23 protein-coding genes and 1 tRNA gene are annotated in these 23,448 nt (G+C 59.2%); 19 read left to right on the top strand and 5 right to left on the bottom strand.

Annotated elements, in window-relative coordinates; translation table 11 throughout:
• Positions 1-796: 796 nt before the first annotated feature.
• Positions 797-3,025 (bottom strand): polyphosphate kinase 1, encoded by a 2,229-nt coding sequence (gene ppk1, locus ONB52_14220; GenBank protein ID MDZ7417290.1) that lies wholly within the window; start codon positions 3,023-3,025, stop codon positions 797-799.
• A gap of 835 nt (positions 3,026-3,860) precedes the next feature.
• On the opposite strand from ppk1, the gene ONB52_14215 reads away from it, so the two are divergent.
• The 4 genes from ONB52_14215 to ONB52_14200 all read left to right on the top strand — a co-directional run bounded on the left by ONB52_14215 (position 3,861) and on the right by ONB52_14200 (position 7,947).
• Positions 3,861-5,117, top strand: a complete 1,257-nt coding sequence (locus ONB52_14215; protein ID MDZ7417289.1) for an MFS transporter — start codon at positions 3,861-3,863, stop codon at positions 5,115-5,117.
• Positions 5,118-5,152: 35 nt separating this feature from the next.
• Entirely contained in the window at positions 5,153-6,364 is a 1,212-nt protein-coding gene (locus ONB52_14210; protein MDZ7417288.1) for a C40 family peptidase, read from the top strand.
• Positions 6,365-6,564: 200 nt separating this feature from the next.
• Positions 6,565-7,773: a CHASE2 domain-containing protein gene (locus tag ONB52_14205; protein ID MDZ7417287.1), complete on the top strand. Its 1,209-nt coding sequence runs from the start codon at positions 6,565-6,567 to the stop codon at positions 7,771-7,773.
• A gap of 24 nt (positions 7,774-7,797) precedes the next feature.
• Positions 7,798-7,947, top strand: a complete 150-nt coding sequence (locus ONB52_14200; protein ID MDZ7417286.1) for a hypothetical protein — start codon at positions 7,798-7,800, stop codon at positions 7,945-7,947.
• A 310-nt stretch (positions 7,948-8,257) separates the two neighbouring features.
• Here the strand turns inward: ONB52_14200 and ONB52_14195 are convergent, their stop codons facing one another.
• On the bottom strand, positions 8,258-8,491 hold the full coding sequence (locus tag ONB52_14195) for a hypothetical protein (GenBank protein ID MDZ7417285.1): 234 nt from the start codon (positions 8,489-8,491) through the stop codon (positions 8,258-8,260).
• A 593-nt stretch (positions 8,492-9,084) separates the two neighbouring features.
• Positions 9,085-9,672, bottom strand: a complete 588-nt coding sequence (locus tag ONB52_14190) for a class I SAM-dependent methyltransferase (GenBank protein ID MDZ7417284.1) — start codon at positions 9,670-9,672, stop codon at positions 9,085-9,087.
• Between the two features lie 445 nt (positions 9,673-10,117).
• Between ONB52_14190 and ONB52_14185 the strand changes: the two genes are divergently transcribed.
• Positions 10,118-10,648 carry a nuclear transport factor 2 family protein gene (locus ONB52_14185; protein MDZ7417283.1) on the top strand — a complete coding sequence of 177 codons (531 nt, stop codon included), beginning with the start codon at positions 10,118-10,120 and terminating at the stop codon, positions 10,646-10,648.
• Positions 10,649-10,765: 117 nt separating this feature from the next.
• On the opposite strand, the gene ONB52_14180 is transcribed toward ONB52_14185, so the two are convergent.
• Both ONB52_14180 and ONB52_14175 read right to left on the bottom strand, forming a co-directional pair.
• On the bottom strand, positions 10,766-12,940 hold the full coding sequence (locus tag ONB52_14180) for a PBP1A family penicillin-binding protein (GenBank protein MDZ7417282.1): 2,175 nt from the start codon (positions 12,938-12,940) through the stop codon (positions 10,766-10,768).
• 65 nt (positions 12,941-13,005) lie between these two features.
• A complete protein-coding gene (locus ONB52_14175) occupies positions 13,006-13,851 on the bottom strand; it encodes a UDP-2,3-diacylglucosamine diphosphatase (GenBank protein MDZ7417281.1) in 846 nt (281 codons plus the stop codon).
• A gap of 322 nt (positions 13,852-14,173) precedes the next feature.
• Here ONB52_14175 and eutM point away from each other — a divergent pair, with 322 nt between their 5' ends.
• From eutM to ONB52_14105, 14 genes are all read left to right on the top strand, one after another.
• Entirely contained in the window at positions 14,174-14,470 is a 297-nt protein-coding gene (gene eutM, locus ONB52_14170) for an ethanolamine utilization microcompartment protein EutM (GenBank protein MDZ7417280.1), read from the top strand.
• A 5-nt stretch (positions 14,471-14,475) separates the two neighbouring features.
• Positions 14,476-14,772, top strand: coding sequence for a BMC domain-containing protein (locus ONB52_14165; GenBank protein ID MDZ7417279.1), 297 nt, complete (start codon positions 14,476-14,478; stop codon positions 14,770-14,772).
• Positions 14,773-14,980: 208 nt separating this feature from the next.
• Positions 14,981-15,910: a 4-(cytidine 5'-diphospho)-2-C-methyl-D-erythritol kinase gene (ispE, locus tag ONB52_14160; protein ID MDZ7417278.1), complete on the top strand. Its 930-nt coding sequence runs from the start codon at positions 14,981-14,983 to the stop codon at positions 15,908-15,910.
• Between the two features lie 24 nt (positions 15,911-15,934).
• Positions 15,935-16,225 (top strand): SpoVG family protein, encoded by a 291-nt coding sequence (locus tag ONB52_14155; protein ID MDZ7417277.1) that lies wholly within the window; start codon positions 15,935-15,937, stop codon positions 16,223-16,225.
• A gap of 19 nt (positions 16,226-16,244) precedes the next feature.
• Positions 16,245-16,317: transfer RNA gene (locus ONB52_14150), tRNA-Gln, on the top strand.
• A gap of 122 nt (positions 16,318-16,439) precedes the next feature.
• Positions 16,440-17,384: a ribose-phosphate pyrophosphokinase gene (locus tag ONB52_14145; protein MDZ7417276.1), complete on the top strand. Its 945-nt coding sequence runs from the start codon at positions 16,440-16,442 to the stop codon at positions 17,382-17,384.
• Between the two features lie 47 nt (positions 17,385-17,431).
• Positions 17,432-18,085, top strand: a complete 654-nt coding sequence (locus tag ONB52_14140; protein ID MDZ7417275.1) for a 50S ribosomal protein L25 — start codon at positions 17,432-17,434, stop codon at positions 18,083-18,085.
• Positions 18,086-18,091: 6 nt separating this feature from the next.
• Positions 18,092-18,703 carry an aminoacyl-tRNA hydrolase gene (pth, locus tag ONB52_14135; GenBank protein MDZ7417274.1) on the top strand — a complete coding sequence of 204 codons (612 nt, stop codon included), beginning with the start codon at positions 18,092-18,094 and terminating at the stop codon, positions 18,701-18,703.
• Between the two features lie 94 nt (positions 18,704-18,797).
• Positions 18,798-20,819 (top strand): sodium-translocating pyrophosphatase, encoded by a 2,022-nt coding sequence (locus ONB52_14130; GenBank protein ID MDZ7417273.1) that lies wholly within the window; start codon positions 18,798-18,800, stop codon positions 20,817-20,819.
• Between the two features lie 166 nt (positions 20,820-20,985).
• Positions 20,986-21,423 (top strand): 30S ribosomal protein S6, encoded by a 438-nt coding sequence (gene rpsF / locus ONB52_14125; GenBank protein MDZ7417272.1) that lies wholly within the window; start codon positions 20,986-20,988, stop codon positions 21,421-21,423.
• 42 nt (positions 21,424-21,465) lie between these two features.
• Entirely contained in the window at positions 21,466-21,972 is a 507-nt protein-coding gene (locus ONB52_14120; GenBank protein ID MDZ7417271.1) for a single-stranded DNA-binding protein, read from the top strand.
• A gap of 11 nt (positions 21,973-21,983) precedes the next feature.
• On the top strand, positions 21,984-22,205 hold the full coding sequence (rpsR, locus tag ONB52_14115) for a 30S ribosomal protein S18 (protein ID MDZ7417270.1): 222 nt from the start codon (positions 21,984-21,986) through the stop codon (positions 22,203-22,205).
• Positions 22,206-22,275: 70 nt separating this feature from the next.
• Positions 22,276-22,719: a 50S ribosomal protein L9 gene (gene rplI, locus ONB52_14110; GenBank protein ID MDZ7417269.1), complete on the top strand. Its 444-nt coding sequence runs from the start codon at positions 22,276-22,278 to the stop codon at positions 22,717-22,719.
• A gap of 279 nt (positions 22,720-22,998) precedes the next feature.
• Positions 22,999-23,322, top strand: coding sequence for a hypothetical protein (locus ONB52_14105; protein ID MDZ7417268.1), 324 nt, complete (start codon positions 22,999-23,001; stop codon positions 23,320-23,322).
• Positions 23,323-23,448 lie beyond the last annotated feature (126 nt).

Here is a 23,448-nt window from a genome sequence, read left to right as displayed (position 1 = left end):
CATTGTCGGCAGGCCGCCTTTACCGGCTGCAACAACGGCCCGCCGGAAATCGGGAAGACGGTGAACCTGGCAGGGTTGGGTTTGCCCACTGGACAGCGTTAAGTTGGCACCTCCCCCCGCAATGTCATTCTGTAAGAATTTTTTTGAGTGTTTGGGATAATGTCAGAATAAGCATCGATCCCGGTACTCGGGAAGATTCCCACGAAAATACCGTAGCGCAGGCTTCCAGCCTGCTGCAGCCAAGAGGTCTGCGTTACATTTTCATTCCGATGGGTGTCCATACGGGCATGGCAAATTCCTCCGCAATGACAGTTTGGGGTTGCGGAGCGGATTTTAGAACTTAACGTTGTGGTATTACTTTCCAACCCGGACAAGCCGGGTCTCGCACTATTGCTCTCCCCAGGCGAAGGCCGGGGGGATTGTTCGGGCTGCATCGAAACCCCTGGCGTGACCTCCAGACCCCGCTTGGGCTGAAATGAAATCGCCTGGGTGACGAATGCCTGACTTTTTTCTCCCACGAAAATGAACTCCCCCGAAATGTTTTTCCGTGGGACTTCGCTTTCGTGGGAGATTTTTTACGTTTGATCCCGACACCGACATCCCTTCCCGCGCCGGAGACCGTCCGCAATGGGGCTTCGTGTGAAAGCGAGGGGCAACGCACCGGCGGAGCAGGCCGCTCAGAGGGGGTGAGAGGAGTGCAGCACGGTTGCGGGATAAACGGGGGTCGCGCGCGGGACTAATCGGCACTCTTCTTCAGGTGCGCGGCGAAAACAGCTCCAACGGCGCGAACGGTTCATCACGGCTCGACATTGCCGGGCCACGTGTGCAGTTGCAGCGCAGTCTCGCTGTCTTCCGGCTCCAGCCTGGTGAAGCGCTGGGTGTATTCGTACAGGGCTTCCTGTGAGCGTACCGGTTTGCCCTCGATTTTGCGGCGGAAGTTGGTGCCGTCGGGCAGGAGCACACGCGCTTTGACGTTGTCGGCCAGTTGCAGGTCGATGATGTCCTGCACCTGTTGCTGCAGCTCGGGGTCGAGCACCGGAAAGGCGACTTCCACGCGGCGGTCGAGGTTGCGTGTCATCCAGTCCCCGCTGGACAGAAAATATTCACGGTTGCCGTCATTCTCGAAGATGTAAACGCGCGCATGTTCCAGGAAGCGGTCGATGATGCTGATCGCCGAAATGTTGTCACTCAGGCCGGGGACGCCCGGTTTCAGGCTGCAGATGCCGCGCACCAGCAGCCGAATCGGCACGCCGGCGGCACTGGCGGCATAGAGTTCGTTGATCATGTCGGCATCCACCAGCGCGTTCATTTTGGCGATGATGCCGGCCTTTTTGCCGGCGCGGGCATTTTCGGCTTCGCGGCGGATGCGGCTGACGAAGGCACTGCGCAAATAATGCGGGGCGACGAGCAGATATTTGAAGGGTCGCGGCGTGAGGTCGCCGGTGAGCATGTCGAAAACGGTGGCGACTTCCTGAGTGATCTCCTCGCGCGCGGTGAGCATGCCGAGATCGCCGTAGATTTGCGCGGTCTTGTCATTGTAATTGCCGGTGCTGAGGTGGCAATACAGGCGGATCGCCCCCGCTTCCTTGCGCGCGACCATCGCCAGCTTGCAGTGGGTCTTCAAACGCGGCACGCCGTAGATGACGTGCACGCCGTGCTTTTCGAGTTTCTTGGCCCAGGAGATGTTGACCTCCTCGTCGAAGCGCGCCTTGATCTCGACGATGGCGGTGACGTGCTTGCCCTTTTTGGCCGCCCGCGCCAGCGCCCGGGCGATTTCTGATTTGGCGGAGATGCGGTAGAGCGTGATCTTGATGGACACCACGTTGGGGTCATCCGCCGCGCGCTTCAGGAATTTTTCGACGTAGGTGAACCGCTGGTAGGGGTGGTGCAGCAGCACCTCGCGCCTGCGGATGACGGCGAAGAGATCGCGGGTCCTTTCCAGCACCGCCACCGGCAGCGGCGGCAGCGGGGGATATTGCAGGTGCGGCGCGCTGAAACCGGGAAACTGCATGAAATCGGAGAAGGAATGATAGCGGCCGCCGGGAAACAGGTTGCTGGGGGAGAGCTTCAACTCATGCACGAAAGTTGCCAGCATGCGCTGGGGCATCGCCGGATCATACAGGAAGCGGGTGGCGGGAGCCTTGCGGCGCTGAATCAGGCTTTTCTCGATGGTCGCGAGCAGATCGTCGGCCTCCTCCTCCACGAAATCCAGTTCGGCGTCGCGCACGACTTTGACGGCATAGCAGCCCAGCACCTGCTCGCCCGGAAAAATCTCGTTGAGATTCAGGCGAATGATGTCATCCAGCCGGATCAGGTACTTCTTGTCGTTGTCCGAGGGCAGTTGCACGAACCGGCCCAGCGCCTGCGAGGGAATCAGCACCAGCGCCAGGCGCAGGGAGAGTTTTTTCTTGGATTTTTTGCGATGCGCCAGCTCCACGCAAAAATAAAGCGTCTTGTTGTGCAGGCTGGGAAAGGGATGGGTGTAGTCGATGGTGAGCGGCGTAAGCAGCGGCTTCACATTGGTTTGGAAATATTTGCCGGCAAACGCCACCTGTTTGGCGTTCGCACTTTGTTCATCGACCAGGATGATGCCGGCGCGGATGAGCTCCGGCATGATCTGGTCCCGGAAGCATTGACCCATGCGTTCGTGCGCCTGGTGCACACGTTCCGTGATCGCCGCCATCACCTGCGCCGGGGTCAGACCGTCCGGGCCGGGTGCCGTGACGCCCGCTTCAATCTGCCGCCGGATGGTCGCCACGCGCACCATGAAAAACTCATCGAGGTTGGAGGCAAAAATGGCGAGAAATTTCAGGCGTTCGAGAATCGGCACGCTTTCATCGCGCGCCTCCTCCAGCACGCGCTCGTTGAACTCCAGCCAGCTCAAGTCACGATTGTTCATGCGCGCTGGCGCCGGCAGCGTCGCGCTGACCGTGCTGGCGAGTTGGCCATTGTCCGCGGCCGCCGGCAACTTCGCGGCCACCGGCATGCTGTCGTCGTGCAGTTCAGTCCGTGATGAAGGGTTCATGGCAAAGTCAGCTCCCAGCGATTCCAGCCCGTCATTTTCCGGCAGCGCAGCTCCATAAAAACCAATTTCACGCTGAAAAGCAACCGGAAATCTCGTGGCGCAATAATCCCCCGGCAACGGATGAAGCGCGGCTGAAACAGTTCGCTCCGCTGGAATATTTCCTGGCGCTGCTTCGTGATGAAAGGGAGGACAAGCAACAGTTCCGCTCGGGAGGGCCTGCTCCTAGCTGCGCTGAGATTCAACCTTTGCTTGAAAAGCAACCTCCCAAATCCGCCCACGAAAGCGAAATTCCGCGAAAAAGGCATTTTCGTGGGAGGGTATTTTCTTGGGAGAAAACAAGAGTTGGTTTCGGCAGCAACCCAAAATACTCCGCCCACGAAAGCAGCACTCCCACGGAAAAGGGATTTGAGGGGAGGCCATTTTCGTGGGAGGAAAAAGATAACGCCTTCGACAAACGGCGAATTTCGCAGTCAGGGCCCCTCCACATTCGAAGCCATTTGCTCTGCCGCAGGTGGCCGGGCGTCGCGATCAAATCGGCGTTCCCTGCTGATGGGATCCGTCTGGGCGCTGGATTCAGGCGAATAATGGCTTTCATGACAAGGTACCGTTCTTCACGGATGTGGCGCTGCGCGGTATCACCAGGCGTTTGGCCTTTCCCAAAATCAGCGCATGAGGCAAGTCTGCCTGCGCTCCTCCACACGCGACTGAGGGATTGCCTGGCGGAAAACACCGCCGGGCTTGTGTTGGCGGAAAAAATTTGCTACACTAACGGCCATTTTCAGCCCTGCGACGCCATCGGTCGCACTCGTGCCGAACCAACAGAGAGAGAGACGCCATGCCCCCCGCGCAAACCATCACCTGGCGCAACGGTTTCCAACCCGCCTTTTGGATTGCCAATGTTCTGGAGTTGTTCGAGCGTTTTGCCTTCTATGGTTCGAAGGCTGTGCTCGCCGTTTATCTCGCCAACACCATCGGCTTGGGGGCGCAAGCCGCCGGCAGCCTGGCCGGGCTGTATTCCGGTCTCATTTTCTCGCTGCCAATTATTGCGGGTACTTTTGTCGATCGTTACGGTTTCCGCCCTACGCTCATGGTCTGCTTCGCGATGTTCGCCCTCGGCTATTTTCTCATCGGCCTGGCCGGCATGCCCGCCGGCCAGGGGCTGGTGCAGGCATTCGGCAAAACCGGCTACCTCACCGCTGTGCTGATTCTCACCGCGATTGGCGGTTCGCTGATCAAACCCTGCATCGTCGGCACGGTCGCCAAAACTTCCCATCCCGAGGTGAAGGCATTGGGGTACTCGATCTACTACACCCTGGTGAACCTGGGCGGCGCGATTGGCCCGATTCTCGCCCTGCAGGTGCGCGAGGGCCTCGGCATTCAGTATGTGCTGGTGATGTCCTCCCTGACCTCCCTGCTGTTGCTGCTGGCGACCTTTCTCTTCTTCAAAGAGCCGGAGGCCGGCGAAGCCGGCGACAACCGCCGAACGCTCGGCCAGGTATTCCGTGACATGCTGCTGGTGTTCCGCAATTTTCGTTTCATCAGCTTCCTGGTTATCTTCTCCGGCTTTTGGATCATGTTCTGGCAGATCTTTTATTCCTTCCCGTTTTATGTCACGGAGGTGCTGCACTTCCCGCGCTTCGAATTGCTGGAAACCATCGACGCCTGGACCATCATTGTGGTGGGCGTGCCCATGACCGCGCTGGTGAAGAAGTGGCGGCCCATCACCGCCATGACCCTGGGCTTTGCCCTGGCCAGTTGCTGCTGGCTGATCATCGCAGGCTGGCCGACCGTGACCGCCGCCATCCTTGGCATCGCCCTGTTTGCCTTTGGGGAGGCGACACAGGCACCGCGCTTTTACGAATATGTCGCCGGCCTGGCGCCCCGGGAGCAGGTGGGCACGTTCATGGGCTTCGCCTTCCTGCCGGTGGCCATCGGCGCGTTTGTCGGCGGGCCGCTCGGCGGCTGGCTGGTGCAGCAGTATTTGCGCGATACGCTCAACCCGGCGATGATGTGGTACATGGTCGCGGCGGTGGGCTTCGTCGCCACGGCTTTGATGTTGCTCTACAACAAATTTTTTACCCCCAAAAATTGAGACGCATGTGTCGGAATCAAACCGGGAGTGGGTTCATGCCGCCATTGTTGTCTGTGCTGCGCCCAACGGGCGCGCTGCTGTTGTTTGCCTTGCTGCTGGGGACGGGATGCAAACGCCTTGAAAAAGACCTGCCGCCGGCGGTCACCGCGGCGATCCAGAGCGTGCAGGAAAAGCACTGTCCCGACCGGCGGCTGTGTGTCTTCAATGTGCAGGTCGTGATGCTGGGCGCCAATCTCAAGCTCACCGGCGAATTGTCCGACCCGCGGGTGCGCAATGAGCTGGTGGCAGCCGTGAAAGAAGCGGCGCCCAATTTCAAAGTCGAAGAGGAAATCCGGTTGTTGCCGGACGAGACGCTGGGCGGCCGGCGCTTTGCGATCGTGCGCACCGCGGTGGCCAACATGCGCAGCGCGCCGGAGCACCCCGCCGAGTTGTCCAACCAGCTTCTCATGGGCAGCCTGCTGTCCTTGCTCAAGAAGGAACGCGGCTGGTATTACGCGCAGGCGGAAGACGGCTATCTCGGCTGGCTGCCCTCCAGCTCGCTCAAAGTCGTGACGCAGGAAGGCCTCGATGCCTGGCTTGCCGGCGACCTGGTGGCATTCAATCGCCTTGATGGTGTGGTGCATCACGAACCCCGGGCCGGTGCCCTTCCCGTGTCCGCGCTGGTCTGGGGGTGCACACTGCGGCGGCTGGAAACCCTCGAAAGCAAGACCGGTGCAGGCAAACAGAAATGGGTCCGGGTGGAATTGCCGGATGGCCGTCAGGGTTTCGTGGAAGCTGAACTGCTGAGTGAACGTGACAAAGTTTTCCCGACCACTCCCGGCACCACTGCGGGCGTGGTGGCAACCGCGCAGAAGTTTCTCGGTGTGCCTTATCTCTGGGGTGGCACGTCACCCAACGGCTTTGACTGTTCCGGCTTCACCCAGATGGTGTTTCGGCTGAACGGTGTGGCACTGCTGCGCGATGCCAGCCAGCAGGCGCGCCAGGGTGATGCCGTCGATGCCGGTCGTAACTTTGAAAATTTGCAACCTGCGGATCTGCTCTTTTTCGGCGAGCAGGAAGACCGGATCAGCCATGTGGCGATCTCGCTGGGCGGACCGCGTTTCATTCACGCCTCGGATTTCGTCGAGATCAACAGTCTGGCGGAGGAAGACGAGGACTATTCCGCCTATCGTCGCGAGACCTTCCGGTTTGCGCGGCGGCATGCCGCACTCCAACCCTCGCCGGCGCCCGCCGCCGGCAGCGATTGAACCGTGGTTGCCCCGGTCGCCCGTCATCTCATCCGGGGCGGTCGCGCCTGCGCCTCGCACAGCCCGGACAGCGCGTGCGCATGGGCATGCCGGTCCGGCTGCGTTCAGGCTGCTTCACGCCAGAAAAGCCCTGGTGGCATCGGCCAGCCGGTCGCCAGAAGGCGGCGCCATGACTGCCGCAATATTTATCCGTGCCTGCCATGATGCTGCACACCTTTCGCAAGATCTGCGCCCACCCGGTGTTTGCGCTCAGCGTCATCGTGATGTGCTACTCTGCCCTTGCTCTCTTTCCCCTGTCCTGGCGGGAGAAAGCAGAGGAGGCCGTGGTCGATCTGCAATTTCGACTGCGCGGTAACCGACCGCTTTCGGATAAAATCGTCCTGGTTTATCTCGGCGCTGAAGAGCTGCAGGCGCTGGGCGGCTGGCCGCTCACGCGGGATTATTATGGTCACCTGCTGCACGGCTTGCACCGCGCCCGCGCCCAAGTCGTGGGTCTTGACCTGTTGTTCGACCGCGCCGAGCGCCATCATCCCGACCGCGACAGCCTGCTGGCCGGCTTCCTGCGTTCCGCCGGCAACGTCTGCCTGCCGCTGGCGTTTGCCGAACTGACTCCTGCTGATTCCACCACCCCTGTGCGCCCCGGCTTGCCGCCCCGGCTCGCCCGCGGGCACGCGCCGCTCCTGCCGTTGCCCGCGTTTCGTCAAAATGCTGCAGCTTTGGGATTCAGCAATCTCGACGATGACGCCGTCATCCGCAAGACGCCGCTGGTGCTGCGTCATGACGATACGCTGCGCTATGCCTTCGGCTTCGAATTGGCGCGGCTGTATCTGGGGATTGCGCCCGACTCGGTGCAAACAACCGCGCGCACGCTGCGGCTGGCGGGGGCCAAACCGGCACGCCGGGAAATTCCGCTGGATCACCAGGGCCGGCTGCGTTTGAATCATTTCGGCAGTGTCGATGAGGTCACGGCCTGGAGTTTTGTCGAACTCCTGCGGCGTTTCAACCGCGCGCCTGACTCGCTTGACTTCAGCGGCAAAATCGTGTTGCTGACTGCCACTGCGCCGGGCCTGTCCGTGCTGACGGCCACCCCGCTGAGCGAGTCATTGCCAGCCGCGCTGATTCACGCCACCATTGCGGAAAATATCATCGCACAAAATTTCCTGCGCGAGTCGCCGATGCTGCTGCGGGTGGTAATGATCACGCTGCTGGTGCTGGCGGCCTCGTGGATCGGCCGTTCCCGGCACGCCGCGACAGTTCTGGTTCTCAGCGTGGCTGTGCTTGGGATCCTCGCACTGCGTGCCATCATTCTTTTTCGCACCGCCAATCTGGTTGTGCCGGTGTTGCTGCCGGCGCTGGCTTACCTGACGGCCCTGGCTTTTCTCCGCGTTCGGCGCCAGCAGGCGCACTAGCAAAAATGTGGCGGGAGGCACCGCTTGTGGCAGGAGCACATCGCCGCCGGGCAAGCCGGGCTGGCGTGCTTGCAGGAGGTGCAGCAGCAACTGCAGCACAAGCCGGCTGCTTCGGCACAAATGCGGCAGCCTGCCGAAGCACGCCAGCAAGCCCTCCCGGGGCCCGAAAAGTAGTTGCGCGATTTGCAGCATCACAGCACGGCGGCCGGAGCGGTGCGCGCCACACCATCCGCGAAGATCACTCATGTCTCCGGCCGTCCGTTGGCGTTCGTGCCGGCGGTTGCCAATTTTGCAAGCCCATCCCGGCCCGGCAGTGTGTGTACGCTGCAAAATGCCGTGTGCCACGCCGCGATTTTGCCCCACAGTGAAGGCCGCGATTTGATTCAAGCCCATGACCTGTCCCGTGAGCCTGCCGAATCCTTCGCGCGTCAGGTGCCGCTGTGATCTGCAAACCACGGGGCACAGATTACCCAAACAAATCAACTCAGAAGCTGTTTTCGCGGCCTTTGTTCTTGAGTATTTGGTTCAGGCAGGATTTGAGGTGGGGTGTGGTGCAGATCCTGACTTCCTGAATTTTTCCACCCAGATTGATCTCCTCCGCGAAAAACGCCGCTCTGATCGCGACGGCCAACCACCCAAGGGGTGGTGCATAAAAAATTTTGCAGGCAATCGTGCGGTCAACTCCGGTAGCAGTGAACTGTTTTTGGTAAAGCTGCACATCGCATTTCCTAAAACTCCGTCAGGATTGACCTGCTTAGCCCTCCTCAAAAAACCGCGCCCGATCATGGGAAATTCTACCGGCCACTCCTAACGGAGTTTAAAGACAGGCAAGATGCCCATGTCTACAAACAGTTCACTCCTGATGGAGTTTTGTGCACACCCCAATGCTTCCGGGCAACAGCAAGCCAGCATGCAAAATTCAGGGGCTTACAGCATAGATGAGCAATCGTTTTGCCGGGCGCGGGCGAAAAGCGAGGAGTGTTGAAGAACTTTCCTGCCGGCGTGATGCCGGGTGCGTCTGCTGCTTTGTTCCGATGCTGCCTCGAAAATACCGGCCTCATTTGCAGCAAGTGATCGAACCTCGCGGCCGTGGCAGGGAACCCGGTTGTGCCCCGAAAGTATCGACCCGGGTTGAGTCCAAATTTTTAAAATCCCAAAGGGCGTGAAAGCTTTGCGGATTTTCAGGCAGCGGCCAGGTCATTGGGAACATGTATTTGGAATTTTATAATCCCGCACAAACGCCGGCTAATTCCGCACCACCGCTTTGCCTGTCGGCGTTCGTGTGCAACCCCTTCTGTGGGAACTGCAATCTCAGGGCTTGCCCGCCAATATCTGCACCACGGCGCTGCGGCCGCGATGCAATAATCCCTCCTGCACCTCGCGTTCCACCTCGCGCGCAATGAGAAAGTCCAGACCGCGCAACTCCTCCAACAAGGTTGGAAGATCCATCAACAGCTCGAGGGATGACGGTCCGCCGGTTTTGAATTGCAACTGTGCCGGGGTGTAGGCCTCCAGCACAAACACGCCGCCGGGCTGCAAGCCTGCCACCACGCGACGATGCAGCGGGGCGCGCACCGCACGGGGCAGATGTGCGAAGATCGAGACCACCGCGCTCCAGGCCTCCCGCGCCATCTCAAAATCGGCCAGATCCGCACACACCGTTTCCACCTTCACGCCGCGTGTTTGCGCCAGACGCGCGAGTTTGGCCAACCCCACAGCCGAGGAATCCACTGCGACGACTTCAAAACCTTTTTCCGCCAGAAACACCGCATTGCGGCCCTCCCCTTCGGCCAGGCACAACACTTTGCCGGCCGGCAGGCGTGGCCACACGGAAACGAGAAAGTCATTGGCCTGCGTGCCGTAAACATATTCAGCAACACTGTAGCGTTCATCCCAAATGTTCATGGCAGATCCCCGGCTTCACGGTTAAAGACGAAGTGTTCCCCCTGCGGCGCTGGAAGCCCGGCTGCAAACCGGGAGCAAAAAATCCCGCCTGGAAGGCGGCACTCCCGCCAGAATGAGGGCAAATGCTTCCATGAGAGAAAGGCTGACGCAACGGTCAGGCGGGGGTCAATTTAGCAGGCCGGTCCCGGGATGCAAGCCATTTTTCGGTGTTGCATCATTAACGGGAGAAGCGCGCGGGCACCTTGCTTGCAATCGGGATGGCTGCGCGACGTTTCTCCCCTGTGAGTGAGGCAAAACGGCGCATTCCAGTGATCCGGCTGCCTCTTGCTAATTTCCCGCGGAAATACAATATTCCGACCGCCTTTGCCGTGCACCTCGTTTGGGTAGAAGAAAGCTTTCTCATTTTCAGAACCGGAGGTGTCTTATCATTCCGCTGAGCTTGATTCCGCACCTGCTGATGATCTGGCGCCTGCAGGATGAGCCGCGCGTCTCGCTGGCGCTGCTGCTGCAGATTCTCGTGTTTCTCGTCATTGTGATTGGCGGTGGCTTGCTGGCGAAAACCTACTTCAAGAAAGCCAAGGTGACGAAAGAGGACCGGGAGACATGGAAGAAGAACGCCATCGCCCACAACAAGAAGCTGGACGAGGCGCTCGCCAAAAAGGATGACAAGGCCTATGGCGAGTTTTTGCATCCCAAGGCGTCACGCTTTCAGCCCAAACTGCCGTTCCGCATCGATGGCTCCGGGGAGGTGCTCAAGCGGGTGAAGAGCCAGATGGAGCAAAGCATCGGTGCCATCAGCATCATCCACTCCAGCGCCGAGGTCTATCGCGAAGTTTTGCTGGTGACCTACAATTACATGACCGAGGGGAAGCTGGGCGAGAAATTCGTGGAGGGTTCCGGCAAAGTCACCCGCGTGTGGGTGTATGAAAACGGCTGGAAGCTCCTGCACGAACACATGAGTGAGAACTGAAGCTGGCAGCCCTTGACAGGCGACTTTGCGCGGCTGACGCCTGAAACCGGGCGCCGGAAACGCGAGAACAAAAGCCCGCTGCTTCATCTGAATGAGGCGGCGGGCTTTTGCATTGCTTCAGGTGCGGTGTGCGGAACGGCGGCGCTGCTGGCTCTTCTCGCGGCCGTGATGAATGTGGCAGCGCGTTTTGGGCTCGGTGCCTGCGCGGAAGATGGCGTAAGTCGTGCTGGGGCACTCTTCGTTGGCGAGCTCTTTGGAAATGGTGCAGATTTCCAGTTTGTAAACCGTCGGCGGCTGGTTGAAATCTTCCACCGGCAAGCCCAGGGTGTCATGTGCCGCCTTCATGAAGGGCGCCCAAATCGGCAGGCAGATCGACGAGCCGGTGCCCCGCTCGAACGACATGTCCTGGCGGTCGAAACCCACCCACACGCCGGTGGTGAGTTGCGGGGTGAAGCCGATGAACCAGGTATCGCGATACTCGTTGGTGGTGCCGGATTTGCCGCCGGCGGGCCGGGTGAAACCATATTTGCTGCGTGCGGCCACGCCGGTGCCGAAGCGTCCCGGACCGGCGTGAAAATCCAGCACCCCGCGCATCATGTCGGTCATGATGGTGGCGGTTTCCTTGCTCAAGACTTCGCTGCCGTGCGGCCGGTTTTCCTCGATGATGTTGCCATCCTTGTCTTCGACGCGCGTGATGAAAATCGGCTCCATGCGCACGCCCTGGTTGGGAAAGGCGGAATAGGCGGAGGTGATTTCAATCGGAATCACCTCGCCGGCGCCGAGCGCGATCGATTCGTAGGGCGGAATGTTGGTGGTCAAGCCCATTTTTTGGGCGTATTTCACCACCGTGGCCGGATTGGCAATCTGCTGCACCAGCCGCACGGTCGGCAAATTGAGCGAGCGCGCCAGCGCCTCGCGCAGGGTGACGTAACCGCCAATCGAGCCGTCAAAGTTCTGCGGCCGCCATTCCGTGCCATCAGCCTGTTTGACCACCACCGGCTGATTGAGCACTTCGAAAGTGGGTTGATAACCGTTGTCGATCACCGTGGCATAGACAAAGGGCTTGAAGGCCGAGCCGGGCTGGCGTTGCGCCTGGATGACGCGGTTGTATTTGCTTTCGTCGAAGTCACGGCCACCGATCATGGCGCGCACGTAGCCGGTTTTGGTTTCGATGCAAATGAAGGCGACCTGCACGGCGCGCTGACTGCTGAGAAAATTGTTGAGCAGGGTGGAATCGGCCACGAATTGCTGCAGGGTCAGACCCAGGCTGTCGAGCATCGCCGGCGTGATGAGCTTGAGGTGTTCCCGTTTGCGGATGAGATTTTTGTTGACCTGGCTTTGCACTTCGCGCAAATGCTGCTGGATGATGCGTTCCGCCAGATATTGCACCCGGGTGTCCAGCGTGGTGTAGATTTTGAAGCCCTCGGTGAGCAGGTCGCGGCCGTATTTTTGCCAGAGCAACTGCCGCACGTGTTCGGTGAAATAGCGCGCCGTGCCATAATACTCGTTGGCGAGGGTGGCATGCACGCCCAGCGGCGTCTCGGTCAGGCGCTGCAGCTCGGCGGCGGACAGCAGACCGGTGTGGTACATGTTGCGCAGCACGAGATTGCGCCGTGCCTGGCAGCCGGCCGGGTTGCGAATCGGCGAAAGCGGTTCCGGCCGCTGCACCAACGCCACCAGGGTCGCCGCCTCCTGCAGCTCGAGATCCTGCACGTTTTTGCCGAAATAACGTTGCGCCGCCATTTGCACGCCGTAGGCGCCATGCCCGAGATACACGTGATTCAAATACATCTCGAGAATTTCGTCCTTGGTGTAGGTCCGCTCGATTTGAATCGCGGTCATGATCTCCTTGATCTTGCGGGTCATGGTCTTCTCCGGCGTCAAATACAACAGGCGGGCGAGCTGCTGCGCGATCGTGCTGGCGCCCTGCCGTTTTTCCATGTAGATGAGATCGATGACCAGTGCCTGCAGCAGGCGCATGGTGTTCACCCCCCAATGGTTGTAGAAATTGCGGTCTTCGGTTGCCAGCAGGGCCTGCTGGAGATGCTTGGGGATCTGGCTGAGCGGCGTGAATGCCCGCCGTTCCTCGAAAAATTCTTTGATGAGCTTGCCGTCGCTCGAATATACTTCCGAACCGAGTTTGGGCTTGTAGCTCTCGAGCTGTCCGGGGTCGGGCAGATCGTGACTGAGATTGTTCAACCACAGTGCCAGCGGCATCCCGACCAGGAGAAGCAGGGCACCAAAAACCATCCAGGTCGTTTTCGACTGTAGCGTGCTTGCAGAAGATTGCATTGTGAGCCTCAACTCTGGTGAAGTTTGCGACAGGGGAATGAACAACGGTGCCTCAGGGCGGTGTCTCAAGGCGGCAATACCGCTGCCGGTGCGACGAGCGTGGCGGGCTGGCCGGCATCATGCCAGCGCAACAGCACCGGGCCGCGCTCATCAATGCGGCAATAGGTGAAATGCGTCATCCAGTCGCCGAGATTGATGAATGTCTTGCCGTGGATCTGTTCCACCTTGGGCTGGTGGGTGTGCCCCATCAAGACCACATCGAACCCCTCTGCGAGTTTGCCCGCGGCGTAATCGCGATAGTCGCGCTCCCAGCGGCTGTCACTCTGCACGTAGGTGCGGCTGGTGTGGGACATGCTCCTGGCGAGTGGCACGCCGAGATCGGGCGTGAGCAGGCGGTATAAGAAAATGTTGACCGGATGCTGCATGATTCGTTTGAGCAGGCGGTAACCCACGTCGCGTTTGGCGGTACCGTCGCCGTGGGTGATGAAACACCGGTAGCCGCAGAGGGTGCGCGCGATGCCGCCGGTGTGCACGGTGACACCGATTTGCTTGCGAAAATACTCTCCCAGCCACAGATCATGGTTGCCGGCCAGGTAGTCGATGGGCAGGCCGGCCTGGCGCAGCTCGTAGAGTTTGGCCAGCACGGCGAAGTGGCGGTTGGGCACAGCATGGCGATACTCGAACCAAAAGTCGAAGAGATCGCCTACGATGAACAGGCCGTCGCCATGCTGTTTGACATGCTGCAGGAAGGCAACGACCTTCTGCTCGCGCGCCGCATCATCGTCACGACAGGGGGCACCCAGATGTGCATCCGAAAACAGAAAATAACCCGGCATCACCGCGATGGCGAATGGTGAATCATCCAGTTGCGGGGAGATCAGTTCCCACCCGTGAGATCGAATGGTGGGCAATGTAAAAATTCCCGATTCAACATGCAACAAGCGTGCGCACCTGGTGGCACCGATGGCAAGCGCGCGCCGCTGACAGGTTATCGGACTTTGTGTGGGGTTCGCCGGATGGTCCGGAGAATGCCTCAGTTAAGTGTGGGGACGTAACGCAGACATCCTGTCTGCAAGCAGGGATGCCTGAGCTACTCCACACGTCACTGCGGGATTATTGGTCCGGGCAAAAATGAATTGACAACGTGTTATTTTTTTAGTAGATTTTTCGCGCTTTTTGCACGACTTACAGCTTTGTCTTGACGGGCCTTAACTCGCAAAGGAGTCCATTATCATGAGCCTTGATGCGCTGGGCATGATCGAAACCCGCGGGCTGGTAGGCGCGATTGAAGCGGCTGACGCCATGGTAAAAGCGGCTAAGGTCACGTTGATTGGCAAAGAAAAAATTGGCGGCGGCTACGTGACAGTGATGGTGCGTGGCGATGTCGGCGCAGTCAAGGCGGCTACTGATGCCGGCGCTGCCGCCGCTGAGAAGGTCGGTGAGTTGGTTTCAGTGCATGTCATCCCGCGGCCCCACGCGGAAGTTGAATTGATTCTCCCGAAACGCGCCGAATTGACCACGGAATCCTGAAACGCATGGCGGCGCGCGCCCTGGGTTTGCTTGAAACGCGCGGCCTGGTGGCCGCCCTGGAAGCCGCGGACGCGATGGTCAAGGCGGCACAGGTGGTCCTGGTGGGCCTTGAGACGACCGATGCCGCACTGGTCACCATAAAAGTCGTGGGTGAAGTCGGGGCGGTGCGGGCGGCCGTCGAAGCCGGCCGTGTTGCTGCAGCAAAAGTCGGTGAGGTCGTAGCAACTCACATCATCCCGAATCCACATTTTGAATCAGAGACGATTGTTTACTCGGCTGCAGAGCGAACAAAGTTGAAATAACCGAATTTTTTGTGCGAATCCGGCAATTGCTTTGGAATTTTTGGATCTTTCCCGGCCTTGCCCTCCTCGTGGCCAACCCATACCGGAAACCGGCTAACTCCTTGAACGGCCGCCTCCGCGTTCACTACACAAGAGAAATCTGCCGGGCGGCGGCGCAAGATACCTGTGCTGCGCGGCGAGCCGGCTCAATTCAGGACGGGGACCCGCAATGAAGGCTTTTCGAGTCCCGGCCTATGCCAAGATCAATGTCGGGTTGCGTATTCTTGGGCGTCGCGAGGATGGTTATCACAACTTGGACACCAATTTCCTGCAGATCAGCCTGTGTGATACATTGTTCTTTGAGAAGAAAACTGTTCCGGGTTTTGAACTGAGTTGCAATTGGCCTGAACTGGCAATTGGCGGATCGAACCTTTGCGAACGCGCGTATCAGCTCCTGGTGGAGGCCAGCGGGCAATCCCTCGGGGTTCGGCTTCACCTTGAAAAGCACATTCCGACGGGTGCAGGTTTGGGGGGCGGCAGTAGCGATGCAGCCGTGACTTTGCTGGCGGTCAATCAGCTGTGTCATCTCAATTTTCCGGTTTCCCGGCTCGCGGAGTTGGCTTTGCAATTGGGCTCGGACGTGCCCTTCTTTTTGCAGGGGGGATATTGTCGTGGACAGGGCCGCGGTGAGATTTTATCCATCATTGAGCAATTGCCTGAATATTGGATTCTTATCGTTACTCCGCCGGTATCTGTCTCGACCTCATGGGCCTATCAAAACGTGAAAATCGGCTTGACAAACGGACAAAAGAGTAGTACATTCAGCGCTTCGAAATTTAAAAAAAACGAGCTGTCAAACTCTGGAGAACAGGTTCACAACGATTTTGAGACGCTTGTCTTTGAGCACTATCCGGAGCTGGCGGTAATCAAACAGCAGTTGCTCGTCAGCAAGGCTTTGGCTGCCAGCATGAGCGGGAGTGGGTCGACCGTTTTCGGCTTGTATGGGACCCGGGAGGCAGCACAGCAGGCACAACGATTTTTCCAGCATCAGCATAAAACCTTTTTAGCGCGACCAGTGAAATGGGGCAAAAAGGAACTTGACCAGTATGTGTCGAGTTGCACCACAGACTCACAGCCTGACTTTGGGGCGGGTTGGTGAAATCAAAATTTTAAGGAGGGAGGAATGGAGATAACCGAAATCACGGTCAGTATCCGCGAGGAGGACAAGCTGAAGGCGTTTGTGAATGTGACCTTCGATGACTGCTTCGTGGTGCGCGGCATGAAAGTGATCAAGGGCGTTAGCGGTTATTTCGTCAGCATGCCAAGCCGTAAGATGAATGATGGAACTTTCCGGGATATCGCACATCCCATCACCAATGAATTTCGGGATCGGCTGGAAAAAGCGGTGCTGGAAAAATATCGGGAAGAATTGCAAAAGGGCGGCAAACCGGCCAATCCCGATGAATTCTTTTAGGCAGGCGTGTGATGCACTCTGGGGCGTCGCCAAGCTGGCAAGGCACAGGACTTTGGTTCCTGCATACGAAGGTTCGAATCCTTCCGCCCCAGCAAATCTCTAACCTTGGGTTCATGCTTCTGGGACCATTGCTCAAATGGCGAGTCTTCCGCTCAGTTGCCCGTCGGGTCGATGACGCAGGAGGCGGAACGGATCGTCATTTTTTTTGTCATTTATGAACGCCCTGCTGCAACATCCACGCTTGTTCTCCGGCAGAGCTCATCCCGAGCTGGCGCAGAAAATTGCCGCCTATCTCAACCTCGAGCTGGGCAAAAGCGAGTTTCGCGAGTTCAGCGATGGGGAAACCTGGGTCAAGTTTTCTGAAAATATTCGCGGCCAGGATGTCTTCATCATTCAGCCGACGAATTCGCCACCGCGCAACCTGGTCGAGCTGTTGATCATGCTGGATGCCGCCCGCCGCGCCTCCGCCCGGCGGATTACGGCGGTGATTCCGTACTTCGGCTACGCCCGCCAGGATCGCAAGGACCAGCCGCGTGTCTCGATCACCGCCAAGCTGGTCGCCAATCTGTTGACAACCGCGGGTGCGGATCGCATCCTCACCATGGATCTGCATGCACCGCAACTGCAGGGGTTCTTTGATATTCCGCTCGACCATCTTTATTCGGCCACGGTGTTCGTCGAGTACATCCAAAAAATCAAAATCCCCAACCTGGTGGTGGTGGCCCCGGATCTTGGCGGTACACACATGGCGCGTGCCTATGCCAAGCGACTGAATGCGCCCATCGCCATTGTGGACAAACGCCGCTCCGGGCCCAATATGGTCGAAGTCATGAACGTCATCGGCAACGTCGCAGGCAAGAACGCCCTGCTGATCGATGACATTTGTGACACTGCGGGCACCATCACCAATGCCGCTGCCCGCCTGAAGGACATGGGAGCGGAACACGTCTATGCGGCCTGCACCCACGCCATTCTGTCGGGGCCGGCAGTCACGCGTTTGATGAAATCGCCCATCGAGCAGTTGATCGTGACCGACACCGTGCAGATTCATCCCAACAAACTGATCGACAAGATCAAGGTTTTGTCGGTGGCGGAGCTGTTTGGGCGCGCGATTATGCGCACGCACAATGAAGAATCGATTAGTTCATTATTCGACTAGCAAGTCAGGAAAATTGCAATCCCTCACCTGAAGCAAAAGGTTGCCTTATGAGTTCAACACTGATCAATGTCGAGGTTCGCAATGAAACCGGCAAACAGGCGGCCAAGCGTCTGCGGCGCCAGGGCCGGGTGCCGGGTGTCTATTACGGTGCCGGTATCGACCCCGTGGCGTTGAGCATCGATGCCAAGGAATTGCGCGCCGCACTCGCGCACAAATCCAGCATCATGGACATGCGGCTGGGTTCCACCGAACCCGTCAAGTGCATCATCCGTGAAGTGCAATGGCATCCGGTGCATGGCACGCCGCTGCATGTCGATTTCATGGGTGTGAAACTGACCGAGAAGATCACCATGGAAGTCCCCATCCGCCTGACCGGAACGGCGGCCGGCGTGAAGGATGGCGGCACCCTGCAACAATTGCTGCGCACGCTCGAGATCAAATGCCTCCCGCTCGATATTCCAGATGCCATCGAAGTGGACGTCAGCCACTTGAACATTCATGACGCCATTTTCGTGCGCGATTTGCCCACGGACAAATTCGAAATCCTCAACGAGCCCGAGCAAATCGTGGTCTCGGTGCTGGCGCCGCGCCTGGAAGAGACGCCCGCTCCGGCGGCCGCACCGGAAGCGACAGAGCCGGAAGTGATCGGCCACGGCAAGAAGGCTGAAGAAGAGGAAGGCGAAGAATCCCAGAAGAAGTGACGACCCGTGGCCAGCCCTGCTGTTGTGCCCGCCCGTTTTCTCATCGCCGGCCTGGGCAATCCCGGCCGGGAATATGCCGGCACCCGGCACAACCTCGGCTTCATGGTTATCGATCATCTCGCCGAACGGCTGGGTGTGACGTTGTATGCGGGACGGGGAGACTACCGCATCTCCTCCCCCCATCCCATCCCCGGCAGTGACAGCGAAATCGTTTTGCTCAAGCCGCTGACTTTCATGAACAACAGCGGTATTGCTGTGCGCGAGGTGGTGCACTACTTCAAGTTTGAGTTGTCTCATCTGCTCGTGGTACTGGATGATTTCCAGTTGCCTTTTGGCAGAATCCGGCTCCGTGCCAGGGGCAGTGACGGCGGCCAAAAAGGCTTGCGGTCCATCATTTCAGCTCTGGGCACGGAGGACATCCCGCGCTTGCGCCTCGGCATTGGCCAGGTGGCGGAGCAAAATGCCACCGCCTTCGTACTTTCCCGGTTTTCCCCGGCGGAGCGTGAAGCCCTGCCCGGCCTGCTGGCTCATGCCTCGGAGGCGGTGCTGGATTGCTGCCGCCACGGCATCGCCTATGCGATGAATCGCTACAACACGAACAAGAATCCTGAGGATTGATCAACGGTGCGGTTGACAGCGGAGAGGATTCTGCTGTCAACGCCGGAACCGCAACCCTGTCACATGCAGAAAACAGAATTCTGAAGGAGGCTCATTGTCTGACGTCTTGATCCCCGGCATCGCGAGTTTGTGCGCACTCGGTTTCGTTGCCTACCTGGCGAGGGATGTCCTGCGCAAAAACCCCGGCAACGAAAGAATGGTTCAGATTTCCCGCGCCGTTCAGGAAGGTGCCAAAGCGTTTCTGCGGCGTGAATACCTCTACGTTTCGGCTTTCGTCATCGTGATCGCCGCGCTCATTGCCGCGGCACCGATGTTTTCCAGGGTCGATCTCAACTGGCAGACTTCCGTGGCATTCATGGCCGGCGGCCTCGCTTCCGCGATCGCCGGTTACATCGGCATGAGCATCGCCACCCGCGCCAATTCCCGCACCACGCAGGGTGCGGTTGAGGGCGGCCTCAAGGGCGCTCTCGGCGTCGCTGTCTCCGGCGGCGCCGTGATGGGGATGAGCGTGGTCGGCGTTTCCCTGTTCGGCTTGTGCGTGGTCTATCTGATTTTCGCAGGCAAGCCTGTCATTGTCAATGGTTATGCCATGGGTGCCAGCCTGGTCGCTCTCTTTGCCCGCAGCGGCGGCGGCATTTTCACCAAAGGGGCGGACATGGGAGCCGATCTCGTCGGCAAGGTCGAAGCCAACATTCCCGAAGATGACCCGCGCAACCCCGCCGTGATCGCAGACAACGTCGGCGACAACGTCGGTGACGTCGCCGGCTTGGGAGCGGACTTGCTGGAGTCCTATGTCGAAGCCATTATCGCCGCCATGGCGATTGCCGCGGGCATGACCCTGCTTGCCCCCGAGCACAATCACGCCCTGACCCTGCTGCCGCTCAACATTGCCAGCATCGGCATTTTCTCCTCGATTCTCGGCATTATTTATGTCAAAGCCGCCGGCCGTGGCAACCCCCAAAGCGCGCTGATGGGCGGCCTGTATGTCAGTGCCTTTTTCACCATCGTCGGCACCTATTTCATCGTGAAGCAGAGCGGGGTGGCGTTCGAGAATTATGATGTCATGGGGCCGTTTTGGGCCACCATCGCCGGCGTGATCTCCGGCGTCATCATCGGCTTCACCAGCGAATACTACACCTCCTCCAAATACAAACCGGTCAAAAATCTCGCGGATGAATCGCAAAGCGGCCCGGCGATTACGGTGACCGGGGGTTTGGCGCTGGGCATGGCTTCCACCGCGGTGCCGGTAATCGTTATGGCGATTGCTCTGATCATCTCGCACGAGCTGGCCGGCATCTACGGTGTGGCGATGGCGAGCCTGGGCATGCTGGCCACCACCGGCATGGTGGTGTCGGTCGACAGTTACGGCCCGATTGCCGACAACGCCGGCGGCATCGCCGAGATGTCGCATCTTGATCCCGGCGTGCGCAAGATCACCGACAGCCTGGATTCGGTGGGCAACACCACAGCGGCGATTGGCAAGGGTTTCGCCATCGGTTCCGCGGCCTTCGCCGCCATGGGGTTGATTGTGGCCTTCATGCACACAGTCAGGCTGGAGCGGGCGGACATTCAGGATCCCAAAGTGCTGGCCGGCGTGATCATCGGCGGCATGCTGCCGTTCTTTTTTTCCTCGATGCTGTTCAAGGCGGTGAGCAAGGCAGCATTCAAAATGATCGCCGAAGTGCGGCGGCAATTCCGGGAGATTCCCGGTTTGCGCGAGGGCAAGGTCATGCCGGATTCGGCGCGCTGCGTGGACATCAGCACCATCGGCGCGATCAACGGCATGTTGTTGCCCGGCGTGCTGGCGCTGCTGGCACCGGTACTGACCGGATTCCTGCTCGGCCCGGCGGCGCTCGCCGGTCTGCTGCTGGGCGCGCTGGTGACCGGGGTCATGCTGGGCATTCAGATGGCCAACAGTGGCGGCGCGATGGACAACGCCAAGAAGTACGTGGAAGAGGGCAATTACGGCGGCAAAGGCTCGGACACCCACAAAGCCACGGTGATCGGCGACACCGTGGGCGATCCGCTCAAGGATACGGTCGGGCCTTCGATCAATATTCTGATCAAGCTGATGGCGGTTATCTCGCTGGTGCTGGCGCCGTTGTTTGTCGAATAACACTTTTTCAATATATTCCCGCACGGAAGCCCGCCGTCCGCCCGCCGGCTATCAGAACGGTGGTTGCGACAACGGTGACGAACCGTCGGGCGGGGCGCGAGCAGGGAGGGCGGTGTGCCGCCTTCGTTTCCGTTTTCGTGCGGGAAAGTCGAGCAAACGTTGAACCATGCCATGGAGGTTGAAATTGCAGCTTTATGAAACCACTGTCATTATTGATTCGGCCCTGCGCGCCGAAGACCTGAAAAATCTCGGCGAGCGCATCACCAGCTTCATCTCCCACAACGGCGGTGAAGTGGTCCGGGTCGAAGAATGGGGCAAGCGCCGCCTGGCCTACGAGGTCAAAAAGAAGCAATATGGGTATTACCTACACATTCGCTTTCAGGCACCGCCCGCGCTGATCGCCCTCCTGGAAAAGGAGTATCGCCTGAACGAATCGATTTTGCGCTACCTCACCGTCAAGGTTGATGCGCGTGCGCTCAAGCGCGAGGAACGGGAACGCCAGCGCAAAGCGACAGCGGCGGCGGCGTCGGAAGAACCGGCCGCGGACACGGAAGGAAATTCAATCGTGGCGCCGGTGCTGGAAGAAGCACGCGAGGAAGTCTGATTCCGAACGGACCGGTCGCTCTTCATTCCGGGAGTGTGCTCTATGGCAGAATTAAAGATGCCCGATATCAATACCGTGATGATTGCCGGCAATTTGACCAGCGATCCCTCGTTCCGCCGAACGACGAACGGAACACCGGTGGCCAATTTCTATATCGCCTCCAATCGTCGCTTCAAGGACAACACGGGCCAATGGCGGGAGAATGTCTGTTATGTCGGCGTGGTGGCGTGGTACAAACTCGCGGAAAGCTGTGCCGAAAATCTCCACAAGAGCAGCGCGGTTCTGGTGGACGGGGAATTGCAGAGCCGCATCTGGAAAAACGAGGACGGCACCACGCGCAACGTGGTTGAGATCAAGGCGCGCCGGATTCAGTTTCTCAACCGCCGCAGTGAGGCCACGGAGGCCACGGCTTCGGATGACGAATTCGAATCGGCGCCGGAGGAGCACCACGACGCGCCAGCGCGCAACCAATCCGAAGCCACCCCGCCGCCGGCCAATCCGGCCGCCAAGAGTGAGTTCAATTTCGGCTACGATAACCTCAAATTGTGAGCACTCAGACCATGCTGAAAAAACGCCGTATTTGCCGTTTCTGTGAGGAACGCGAAATCTACATTGACTACAAGGACGAAAAGCGCCTGATGCGGTTCATTACCGAGCAGGGCAAGATCATCCCCCGGCGCACTTCGGGCACCTGTGCGGCACACCAGCGCATGCTGGTCACCGCCATCAAGCGTGCGCGCCTGCTGGCGTTGATGCCGTTCGTTTACGACCAAGTGCGCTGAGCGCGGGCCGGCGCACGCGCCGCCCGTTCTCACTTTCTTTGCAATCCGATTCAACTGAGGATCATACGCCATGAAAGTGTTATTGCGCCAGGATTTCCCGACGCTCGGGGAGGCCGGCAAGATCGTCACGGTCAAAGATGGCTATGCCCGCAATTTTCTCATTCCGCGCGGCATCGCGCTGGAAGCCACCGCCGGCAATTTGAAGTTTCTCGAGGAGGAAAAGAAGCGCGGGGCCGCCCTGCGACTGCGTGAGAAGAAGGCCGCGGAGACCCTCAAGGCCAAAATGGATGGCGTCTCCATCACCGCCGCCATGCCGGTCGGTGAAGACGACCGTATCTTTGGCTCCGTCACCGCGCAAGACATTGCCGATCTGCTGGCTGCCAAGGGGTACAACATTGACAAGCGCAAGATCACCCTCGAGGAACCGATCCGCGCGCTCGGCATCTATGAGATTCCCATCAAGCTGCATGCCGAGGTGGAATGTCGCGTCAAGCTGTGGGTGGTCAAACAATAAATTGGCTGCGCCGCCCTGCCGGCGGGGGAAAGGTGGAGCGCGCTCCACTTTTCCTGCCGCGCCGCGCCACCCTCTTGCAATTCCTTACCCGGTTCGCCCGCCTGCCCGGTTTTCTTTCAATGTTGACTTTTAGGCGCCACCGTCTTAATATTGCGCACGTTCAATCACCCTGACCGCAAGCGTGGTCGCAGAGCGGCGTTACTTTGTTGTCTTCCCGGTGCTCCCTGAAAGGCACGGCATGTGCCACCGGAAGAGCTGCCGGGTGTGCCGCGGCGCGCAATGCTCATTTTGATCGAGGATGCCCCCATGGCGAACCTGTGCCAAAAAACACGTGAGGACATCGAGTGGCGCCTCACCCTGAATGTGTTGCTTGGTGACCTCGATGAGACGGTCACCGAAGTCTGGCGGCAGGCTATTCGCAGTCTTGATGACCGGGACCTCGCCGCACTTATCCGCCAGGCCGCCGTGCTCCCCGAACGCCATGCCTCCGCGCTCACCCTGCGCTTCCTGATGGCGCGCCATTTCCCTTTCCGTGAAATGATCCTGTATCAAACGGATGACGCCTTCAAGCGCCGCATGGGTCTGACCGATCGTTTTGACTGAACCGGTGAGCCGTCCGCAAAACAGCCACGGGCGCGAATGAAGAAGTGCCGCGCAACAATTGCGAAAATAGGGCATCAGCCTTTGCGAAAGATTGCACGCACAGAGGGGACGGGCGGACGGCAGGTG

The organism is candidate division KSB1 bacterium (assembly GCA_034506255.1).
Taxonomy (GTDB): domain Bacteria; phylum Zhuqueibacterota; class Zhuqueibacteria; order Zhuqueibacterales; family Zhuqueibacteraceae; genus Coneutiohabitans; species Coneutiohabitans thermophilus.
Note: the sequence above shows the minus strand (reverse complement) of the source record. Positions and strands in the feature narration are given on the sequence as shown.